The organism is Streptomyces sp. P5F9 (assembly GCF_057961495.1).
This window is the reverse complement of record NZ_JBXVPZ010000893.1, coordinates 1-1,513: the sequence shown is the minus strand read 5'-3', so window position 1 is coordinate 1,513 and position 1,513 is coordinate 1. Positions and strand designations below refer to the sequence as shown.

Genomic DNA, 1,513 nt, shown 5'->3' with positions numbered 1-1,513 from the left:
GCCGCTCCTCCCCCGCCCGGTACACCCCCAGAATCTCGTTCGTCGCCGTGTCCCGCACCGCGTTGAACCACCGGCGGCACCCCGCCGCGTGGTTCCAGCGTTCCGCGAAGGGGCCCTTGGGGTTGTCGCGGAAGAACAGGTAGCGTGCCCACTCCTCGTCGGTCAGATCGGCCGGGGTCTCCGGGTAGGCGACGTGGGCCTGACCGCCGTAGTGGTACTCGGCTTCGTCGCGGGGCCCGCACCAGGGGCAGGGGATCAGCAGCATGGTTGGGCTCCCTAGTGGGCCACCGCGGCGGCGCCGTGCTCGTCGACGAGCGCGCCGGTGGTGAAACGGTCGAGCGAGAAGGGGGCGTTGAGGTGGTGAGGGGTGTCGTGGGCGATGGTGTGGGCGTAGACCCAGCCGACGCCCGGGGTGGCTTTGAAACCGCCGGTTCCCCAGCCGCAGTTGAGGTACAGGTTGTCCACCGGAGTCAGGCCGACGATCGGTGACGCGTCCGGGGTCACGTCCACGATGCCGCCCCACGTGCGCAGCACATGCGCCCGGGCGAAGACCGGGAACAGCTCCAGGGCCGCGGCCATCTGTTCCTCGATGATGTGGAACGCTCCACGCTGGGTGTAGGAGTTGTACGAGTCGATGCCCGCCCCCATCACCAACTCGCCCTTGTGCGCCTGGCTCACGTACACATGGACCGCGTTGGACATGACCACCGTGGGGTGGACCGGTTCCAGGAGTTCCGACACCAGTGCTTGCAACGGGTGGCTCTGTAGCGGGAGTTGGATGCCCGCCATTGCTGCCAGCACGGACGTGTGGCCTGCCGAGCAGAGTGCCACCTTGCCCGCCGCTATCGGGCCGAGTGTGGTCTGTACGCCCACCACCCTGCCGTCGACCACGTCGAGGCCCGTCACCTCGCAGTTCTGGATGAGGTCGATGCCCGCAGCGTCGGCGGAACGGGCCAGGCCCCACGCCACATGGTCGTGTTTGGCGATGCCCGCGCGTGGTTGGTAGGTGCCGCCCATCACCGGATACCGCACGTCCGGTGAGGTGTTGACGATCGGGCAGACCTCCTTGACCCGCCGTTCGTCGAGCCATTCCGCGTCCACGCCGTTGAGGCGGTTCGCCTCGACTCGGCGCACGCTGTCGCGGACGTCCTGGAGGCTGTGGGCGAGGTTGAGAACTCCGCGCTGGGAGAAGAGGATCGGGTAGTCCAGCTCCTCCTCCAGGCCCTCCCAGAGTTTGAGCGCGTGTTCGTAGATGCCCGCGCTCTCGTCCCAGAGGTAGTTGGAGCGGATGATCGTGGTGTTGCGGGCCATGTTTCCGCCCGCCAGCCAACCCTTCTCCAGCACCGCGACGTTGGTGATGCCGTGGTTCTTCGCCAAGTAGTGGGCGGTCGCGAGGCCGTGGCCGCCGCCGCCCACGATGACGACGTCGTACGAGCGTTTCGGCTCGGGTGCGCGCCAGAGCCAGTCGGGGTGTTCGGGGAGGTCTGCGCCCGGGGTGCGGGGGGTCATCGGG

The 1,513-nt window shown here is 68.3% G+C and carries 2 protein-coding genes; both read right to left on the bottom strand.

Features of this window, described 5'->3' with window-relative positions; translation table 11 throughout:
- Window positions 1-265 (bottom strand): sarcosine oxidase subunit delta (locus AC31A1_RS51245; protein ID WP_489659887.1); only part of this gene is annotated, 265 nt, incomplete at its 3' end.
- A gap of 11 nt (window positions 266-276) precedes the next feature.
- Window positions 277-1,509: a sarcosine oxidase subunit beta family protein gene (locus tag AC31A1_RS51240; protein WP_489659888.1), complete on the bottom strand. Its 1,233-nt coding sequence runs from the start codon at window positions 1,507-1,509 to the stop codon at window positions 277-279.
- Window positions 1,510-1,513: the final 4 nt, after the last annotated feature.

Bases quoted from the DNA above. Each gene is read 5' to 3' on its own strand.
- AC31A1_RS51240 (WP_489659888.1), bottom strand. From the start codon at position 1,509: ATGACCCCCCGCACCCCGGGCGCAGACCTCCCCGAACACCCCGACTGG.